The following is an 8,602-nucleotide window of genomic DNA, read 5'->3' on the forward strand; positions in this document are numbered from 1 at the left end:
GGGCAGGGTGTACGGGCGAATCTGGTGCGAACCGGCGGGACGGGCATACGTCCCATTGTCACGCCGGGCGGCGCGGGTGGCGCAATCGGGGGTCGGGCGCCGCTGCGGCAGGCGTATTTTCCCCGCCCGAAACCCTTTCTGCATCTTGCTGAAACATATTGCAGGCCGCTAGCGTCCTGGCAACTCGCTCACCCCTTCCCCCGCAAGGGAGCCCTCCGTGGCCGATGTCCCGCCCCGCCGCCGGCGGCGCACCACCCGCAGACCCGGCCGGACGGCGGTGCTGCTCGCCGCCTCGCTGACCGCCGCCACCCTCGGTACCGCCGGCCCGGCCGCACTCGCCGCAGGCCCGCCCGGACCGCCCTCGGACGCCGCGCTCGCCGCCACCGCCGGGCGCCACGACCTGACCCGCGAGCAGTTCTACTTCGTCCTGCCGGACCGGTTCGCCAACGGCGACCGCGGCAACGACACCGGGGGCATCACCGGCACCCGGCTGGACCACGGCCTCGACCCGGCCGACAAGGGCTTCTACCACGGCGGCGACCTGGCCGGCCTGCTCCAGCGGCTCGACTACGTCCAGAACCTCGGCACCACCGCGATCTGGATGGCGCCGCTCTTCCGGAACAAACCGGTCCAGGGCACGGGCGACAGCGCGAGCGCCGGGTACCACGGCTACTGGATCACCGACTTCACCCAGGTCGACCCGCACTTCGGCACCAACGAGCAGCTCAAGGAGCTGATAGCCGAGGCCCACCGGCGCGGCATGAAGGTCTTCTTCGACGTCATCACGAACCACACCGCCGACGTCATCGACTACCGGCAGCAGCAGTACGGCTACCGCACCACCGGGGCGTTCCCGGTCCTGGACGCCGACGGCAGGCCGGTCGACGAGACCGCGCTCGCCGACGCGAACGCCGCCTGGCCGAAACTGGGCAAGGACTCGTTCCCCTACAGCCCGGTCTTCCGCCGGCCGGCCGACGCCACCGCCAAGACCCCGGCCTGGCTCAACGACCCCGCGCTCTACCACAACCGGGGCGACTCGACCTTCGCCGGCGAGTCCGCGACCGAGGGCGACTTCTCCGGCCTCGACGACCTGGACACCCAGAACCCCAAGGTGGTCAAGGGCTTCGAGAAGGTCTACCAGCAGTGGGTCAGGGAAGCCGGCGTGGACGGCTTCCGGATCGACACCGTCAAGCACGTCAACATGGCGTTCTGGCAGCAGTGGGCCCCCTCGCTCAAGGAGTTCGCCGCCAAGCAGGGCAACCGCACGTTCTTCATGTTCGGCGAGGTCTACTCCGGCGACCCCGCGGTCACCGCGCCGTACGTCACCAGGGGCCGGCTCCAGGCCACCCTCGACTTCCCGTTCCAGAACGCCGCCCGTAGCTACGTCTCCCAGGGCGGCTCGGCCCGCACCCTCGCCGACGTCTACGGCCAGGACTACCGCTACACCACCGCCGACACCGACGCCTACGAGCTGCCGACCTTCCTCGGCAACCACGACATGGGACGGTTCGGCTCCTTCCTGCTCGCCGACGACCCCGGCGCCGACGAGGCCACCCTGCTGCGCAGGGACCGGCTCGGCAACGAGCTGATGTTCCTCACCCGCGGCCAGCCCGTCGTCTACTACGGCGACGAGCAGGGCTTCACCGGCGCCGGCGGGGACAAGGACGCCCGGCAGGACGTCTTCACCTCGCAGACCGCCTCCTACAACACCGACCGCGTGCTCGGCGGCGCCACCGGCCCCGCCGACCGGTACGGGCAGGACGGTGAGCTGTACCGGGGCATCGCCGGCCTGGCGAAGCTGCGCCGCGACCACCCGGCCCTCGCCGACGGCGCCCAGATCGAGCGGTACGCCGCCGACGGACCGGGCGTCTACGCCTTCTCCCGGATCGACGCCGGGCAGCAGGTCGAGTACCTGGTGGCCGTCAACAACGCCGCCGGGCCGAAGACCGTCACCCTGGACACCTTCTCGGCCGGCCAGGGCTTCGACCGGATCTACCCGGAAGCGGGCGAGCGGCTCACCAGCGGCGCCGACCGCAGGCTCACCGTCACCGTGCCGCCGCTCTCCTCCGTCGTCCTCAAGGCCGCCGGACGGATCGCCCCGGCCGCCGCCGCGCCCTCGATCACCCTGCGCGCGCCCGCCGCCGGCTCCACCGGCACCGTCACCGTCGGAGCGGACGTCCCCGGTGGCGGGTTCGACCGGGTCACCTTCGCCGCACAGGTCGGCGACCGGCCCTGGCAGGTGCTCGGCACCTCCGACACGGGCCGCCACGCCGTGACCCAGGACCTCGCCGGCGTCGCCCCCGGCACACCGGTCCGGTACAAGGCCGTCGTCCAGGACGCGGCCGGCCGGCTGCGCTCCGCCACCGGCGGCTTCACCATCGGCACCCCCGACCCCCGGCCGGTGCCCAGCGCCACCGCCCGCCCGTACGCCGTCGTCCACTACCAGCGCAAGAACGGCGACTACGACGGCTGGAACCTCTACGCCTGGGGCGACCTCGCCGACGGCGAGGCCACCCCGTGGCCGGCCGGGCACGGCTTCACGGGCCGGGACGCCTACGGCGCCTTCGCGTACGTGAAGCTCAAGCCGGGCGCCTCGGACGTCGGCTTCGTCGTGGAGAAGGACGGCGTCAAGGACGTCGACGCCGACCGCCGGATCGACGTCGGCGCGACCGGCGAGATCTGGCTCAAGGAGGGCGACCCGACCGTCCGGACCGCCGACCCCGGGCCGGTGAGCACCCCGCCGGCCGGCACGGCGGTGATCCACTACAACCGGGCCGACGGCGACTACGACGGCTGGGGCCTGCACGACTGGACGGGCGCCGCCACCCCCACCGACTGGGGCAACCCGCTGATGCCGGTGCGCCGCGACTCCTTCGGAGCCGTCTTCGAGGTGCCGCTCGCCCCCGGCGCGACCAGCCTGAGCTACATCCTCCACCGGGGCAACGACAAGGACCTGCCGAACGACCAGTCCCTCGACCTCACCGGCACCGGCCGCGAGGTCTGGATCCTCGGAGGCCGCGAGGGCTACCTGCTGCCGCAGACCGCCGCCGCCTCCTCGCAGCTGGACCTCGGCTCGGCCAAGGCCCAGTGGATCGACGCGAGGACGGTCGTGGTCCCGGCGGGCTACGGCGCCACCGACGCCGCCCTCGCCGCCGGCACCAGCGCCCAGCTGGTCTACGACCCCGCCGGCGGCATCCGCACCGAGAAGGGCGCGCTGACTGCGGCGGGGCAGTGGATCCGGTTGGAACCGGTTTCGGGCGGGCTCACCGCCGCGCAGCGGACCGCGTTCCCGCACCTCGCCGGCTACCGGGCGTTCACGGTCGACCCGCGCGACGCCACCCGGGTGGCCGCCGCCCTGCGCGGCCAGCTGCTCTTCACCGAACACCTGCCCAGCGGCGCCGTGCTGGCCGCCACCGGCGTGCAGATCCCCGGCGTCCTCGACGACCTGTACGCCCGGCGCACCGGCAAGGTCGACCTCGGCCCGGCCTACTACCGCGGCAAGGTCGCGCTGTCCCTCTGGGCGCCGACCGCACAGGAGGTGTCCGTCCAGGTCTTCGACTCCCCGGCCGGTGGCACTCCGAAGACCCTCCCGCTGAAGCTGGACGACGAGACCGGCGTCTGGGAGATCGTCCGCGACAAGGCCGAGTTGGACGGCAGGTACTACCTCTACCAGGTCAGGGTCTGGGCGCCGGGCGCCCGGCAGATGGTGGTCAACACCGTCACCGACCCGTACTCGGTCGCGCTCTCCACCGATTCGCGGCGGAGTCTGGTCGCGGACCTCTCCGCCGCGGCGCTCAAGCCCCCGGGCTGGGAGGACCACACCGTCCCGGCGGCCGTCCCGCTCGCCCGGCAGCAGATCCAGGAGCTGCACGTCCGGGACTTCTCGGTGGCGGACGCCACCGTCCCGGCCGCCGAGCGCGGCACCTACCTGGCCTTCGCCGAGTCCGAATCGGCGGGCATGAAGCACCTGCGCGAGCTGGCCCTGGCCGGGGTGACCACCGTCCACCTGCTGCCGACCTTCGACATCGCCACCGTCCGGGAGAACCGGGCCGAGCAGAAGCTGCCCGCCTGCGACCTCGCCGCCCTGGCGGCCGACAGCGACAGGCAGCAGGAGTGCGTGGCCGCCGTCGCCGCCGAGGACGCCTACAACTGGGGCTACGACCCGCTGCACTACACGGTGCCGGAGGGCTCGTACGCCACCGACCCCGAGGGGACCGCGCGCACCGTGCAGTTCCGGCGGATGGTGCAGGCGATCCACGCGGCCGGGCTCCGCGTGGTCCTCGACGTCGTCTACAACCACACCGCGGCCGGCGGCCAGGCCGAGCACTCGGTGCTGGACAAGGTCGTCCCCGGCTACTACCAACGGCTGGACGCCGACGGGAAGGTGACCACGGACAGCTGCTGCGCCGACACCGCGCCCGAGCACGCCATGATGAACCGCCTGGTGGTCGACTCGGTGACCACCTGGGCCCGCGAGTACAAGGTGGACGGCTTCCGCTTCGACCTGATGGGCCTCGACCCGAAGTCCACCATGCTGGACGTGCAGGCCGCGCTGCGCCGGATGACTCCGGAGTCGGACGGTGTCGACGGCAGGAACGTCCTCCTCTACGGCGAGGGCTGGAACTTCGGCGTCGTCGCGGACAACGCCCGCTTCGAGCAGGCTACCCAGCTCGCCATGGCGGGAACCGGCATCGCCACCTTCGACGACCGGCTCCGCGACGCGGCCCGCGGCGGCAACTTCCAGCTCTCCTCCGCCCCGCAGCAGGGCTTCGCCTCGGGCCTGTTCACCGACCCGAACGGCTCGCCCGCCAACGGCACGCCCGAGCAGCAGAGGGCCCGGCTGCTGAAGCAGATGGACCAGTTGAAGGTCGGGCTGACCGGCAACCTGGCCGGCTACGCCTTCACCGACAGCTCCGGACGGGTCGTCACCGGCCGGGAGGTCGACTACAACGGCGCCCCGACCGGCTACGCGGCCAGGCCGGGCGAGGCGGTCGGGTACGTGGACGCGCACGACAACGCCGACCTGTTCGACGCGCTGGCGTACAAGCTGCCGCCCGCCACCGCGCCCGCCGACCGGGCCCGGATGCAGGCGCTGGCGCTCTCGCTGACCGCGCTCACCCAGGGCTCCGGCTTCGCCCAGGCCGGCAGCGACCTGTTGCGCTCCAAGTCGCTGGACGCCAACTCCTACGACTCCGGCGACTGGTTCAACGCCGTCCAGTGGGACCCGGAGCGGGGCAACGGCTGGGGCCGGGGCCTGCCGCCGGCGGCGGACAACCGGGAGATGTGGCCGGCCGCCAAGGCCCTGCTGGCCGACCCGCGGCTGGTCGTGGGCGCCGCGGACATCCGGGCGACGAGCGCGCAGTACCAGGAGTTCCTGCGGATCAAGCGCTCCTCGCCGCTGTTCTCGCTGCCCACCCTGGCCGCCGTCCAGCAGCGGCTCTCGTACCCGCTCTCCGGCACGCCCGGCGAGACCCCCGGGGTGATCACCCTGCACCTGGACGGGGCCGGGGCGGCGGGCGCGGAGAAGGGCGTCACGGTGGTGTTCAACGCGACGCCCACGGCGCAGAGCCAGACGGTCGGCGCCCTGGCGGGCACGGCCCAGGCGCTCCACCCGGTCCAGGCCGGCGGCTCCGACCCGGTGGTGAAGCAGGCCGGATTCGCCTCCGCCACCGGCACGTTCACGGTGCCGGGCCGGACGGTGGCGGTGTTCGTGCAGGGCTGACGACCCGGCGACGGGACCGGGCCCCGCACCGCTGAACGGCGGTGCGGGGCCCGGTTCCATTCAGGGAATGGAGTTGGCCGAAAACCGACCCTGGCACGGCCGGAAAGGTGATGTGCCGTGCCTGCCGGGCGCTGTCGTCCGGCATCCGGACCCGGCTCCGGACCGGATGCGCTGGTCAGTGCCCGCGGGGGGTGATCGAACCTTTCCGGCGGTGATGAAAACGATCTCCGGTAGTTCCCGCGGCCGTAACACGGGTGGCGGTCCGACAGATGTACGGGTCGGTAGCTAATCGGCCAATCCATGGCATGCATCTGTCATTCACGGCTCGTTTGCTGCCACGATTCCTCCGGCTGCAGACGAGGGGGCCCCACCCCCCGGTGCAGCTGTCCCAGGTCAGGTACAGCGCATCCCCCCTGCCAGTACGTCAGCTCCGCAACCGCACCCGCGCCGCGCACCCGGCGGCGGGGGCCCCCACTGAGTCGCGACCCCGCGACCAGGTTCTCTCCACCGTCCGCGAACCCCGCGGCGGTCGGAAAAGGAGTCCGCATGTCCCGTTACGCCCACGCCCGGAAGGCAGCGGTTGTCATGGCCGCCTCCACCGCGCTGCTGGTGACCGGTATCCCGGTCATCGCGCAGGCGGTCACCCCTGACGCACCGGCGATCGTCGCCGCGCAGCAGGCGAGCCGGGCCCAGCTGATCGCCTCCGCGAACCAGCAGACCGCCGGCCTCGCCCAGACCCTCGGCCTCACCGGCGAGGAGAAGCTGGTCACCAAGGACGTCGTCCAGGACGCCAACGGCGCCCGCCACCTGCGCTACGAGCGCACCTACGCCGGTCTCCCGGTGCTCGGCGGCGACCTGATCGTCCACCAGGACGCCACCGGCGCCACCCAGGGCGTGACCAAGGCCAGCGACGCCGTGCTCTCCGGCGTGAACACCTCGCCGAAGCTCGCCGCCCCGAAGGCCCAGGAGGCCGCGCTCGCCGCCGAGGCGGGCTCCTCCCTCGACGCCGCCCCGCGCCTGGTCGTCTGGGCCGCCGACGGCGCCGCCAAGCTCGCCTGGGAGACCGTCGTCACCGGCAAGGAGTCGGACGGCACCCCGAGTCGCCTGCGCGTCGTCACCGACGCCACCACCGGCGCCGTGCTCGGCAAGAACGAGGCCATCAAGACCGGCACCGGCCAGGGCGTCTTCGTCGGCAACGTGCCGCTGACCACCACCCAGAGCGGGTCCACGTACCAGCTCAAGGACGGCACCCGCGGCGGCCAGTACACGACCAACATGAACAACGGCACGACCGGCAACGGCACGCTGTTCACCAAGTCGAGCGACACCTGGGGCAACGGGCAGGCCAGCAACAAGGAGTCCGCCGCCGTCGACGCCCAGTACGGCGCCGCCGCGACGTGGGACTTCTACAAGAACACCTTCGGTCGCAGCGGCATCCGCAACGACGGCGTCGGCGCCTTCAGCCGGGTCCACTACGACAGCGGCTACGTCAACGCCTTCTGGGACGACGACTGCTTCTGCATGACCTACGGCGACGGTGACAACAACACCCACCCGCTGACCGAACTCGACGTCGCCGGCCACGAGATGAGCCACGGCGTCACCTCCGCCACCGCCAACCTCAACTACTCCGGCGAGTCCGGCGGCCTCAACGAGGCCACCTCCGACATCTTCGGCAACGCCGTCGAGTTCTACGCCAACCTGCCCGCCGACAACCCGGACTACCTGGTCGGCGAGCTGATCGACATCAACGGCAACGGCACGCCGCTGCGCTACATGGACAAGCCCTCCAAGGACGGCCGCTCGGCCGACTCCTGGTACTCGGGCGTCGGCAACCTGGACGTCCACTACTCGTCCGGTGTCGCCAACCACTTCTTCTACCTGCTGGCCGAGGGCAGCGGCGCCAAGGTCATCAACGGCGTCAGCTACAACAGCCCGACCGCCAACAACGTCACCGTCACCGGCATAGGCCGGGACAAGGCGCTGCAGGTCTGGTACAAGGCGCTGACCTCGTACATGACCTCCACCACCAACTACTCCGCCGCCCGTGACGCGACCCTCAAGGCCGCCAAGGACCTGTACGGCGAGAACAGCCCCGAGTGGATCGCCGTCGGCACCGCCTGGGCCGGCGTCAACGTGGGCACCGTGCCCCCGAACCCGGGCGGCGTCACCGTCACCAGCCCCGGCAACCAGAGCACCAAGGTCGGCACCGCCGTCAACCTGGCCGTCAAGGCCACCGGCGGCACCGCCCCGCTCACCTACACCGCCACCGGTCTGCCGGCCGGCCTGTCGATCAACGGCTCCACCGGCGTGATCACCGGCACCCCGACCGCCGTCGGCACCTCCAACGTCACCGTGACCGCGAAGGACGCCGCGAACAAGACCGGCACCGCCACCTTCACCTGGACGGTCACCGACACCAGCACCACCTGCACCCCGGCGCAGCTGCTCGGCAACGCGGGCTTCGAGACCGGCACCGCCGCGCCGTGGACCGCCTCCAGCGGTGTCGTCGACAAGTCGGCCTCGCAGGCCCCGCATGGCGGCACCTGGAAGGCGTGGCTGAACGGCTACGGCTCCACCCACACCGACACCCTCTCCCAGACGGTGTCCATCCCGGCCGGCTGCAGGGCCACGCTGAGCTTCTACCTGCACGTCGACACCGGTGAGTCCGGCTCGACCGTCTACGACAAGCTGGCCGTGACCGTCAACGGCACCGCGCTGAAGACCTACTCCAACGTGGACGCGGCCTCCGGCTACCAGCTGCGCACCTTCGACCTCTCGGCCTACGCGGGCCAGTCGGTGACGATCAAGTTCACCGGCACCGAGGACGCCTCGCTGCAGACCAGCTTCGTGATCGACGACACCGCGATCGCCACGAGC

At 72.0% G+C, this 8,602-nt stretch carries 2 protein-coding genes; both read left to right on the forward strand.

Translation table 11 applies throughout. From position 1 onward, the window contains the following. Positions 1 to 217 precede the first annotated feature (217 nt). Positions 218 to 5,722, forward strand: coding sequence for a pullulanase-type alpha-1,6-glucosidase (gene pulA, locus PUR56_RS33030; protein ID WP_329951646.1), 5,505 nt, complete (start codon positions 218 to 220; stop codon positions 5,720 to 5,722). Positions 5,723 to 6,268: 546 nt separating this feature from the next. Continuing rightward, on the forward strand, positions 6,269 to 8,602 hold a 2,334-nt coding region (locus PUR56_RS33035), incomplete at its 3' end, for a M4 family metallopeptidase (protein WP_329878790.1).

The sequence above is a fragment of the Streptomyces sp. BE303 genome (genome assembly GCF_036290945.1).
Classification (GTDB): Bacteria; Actinomycetota; Actinomycetes; order Streptomycetales; family Streptomycetaceae; genus Kitasatospora.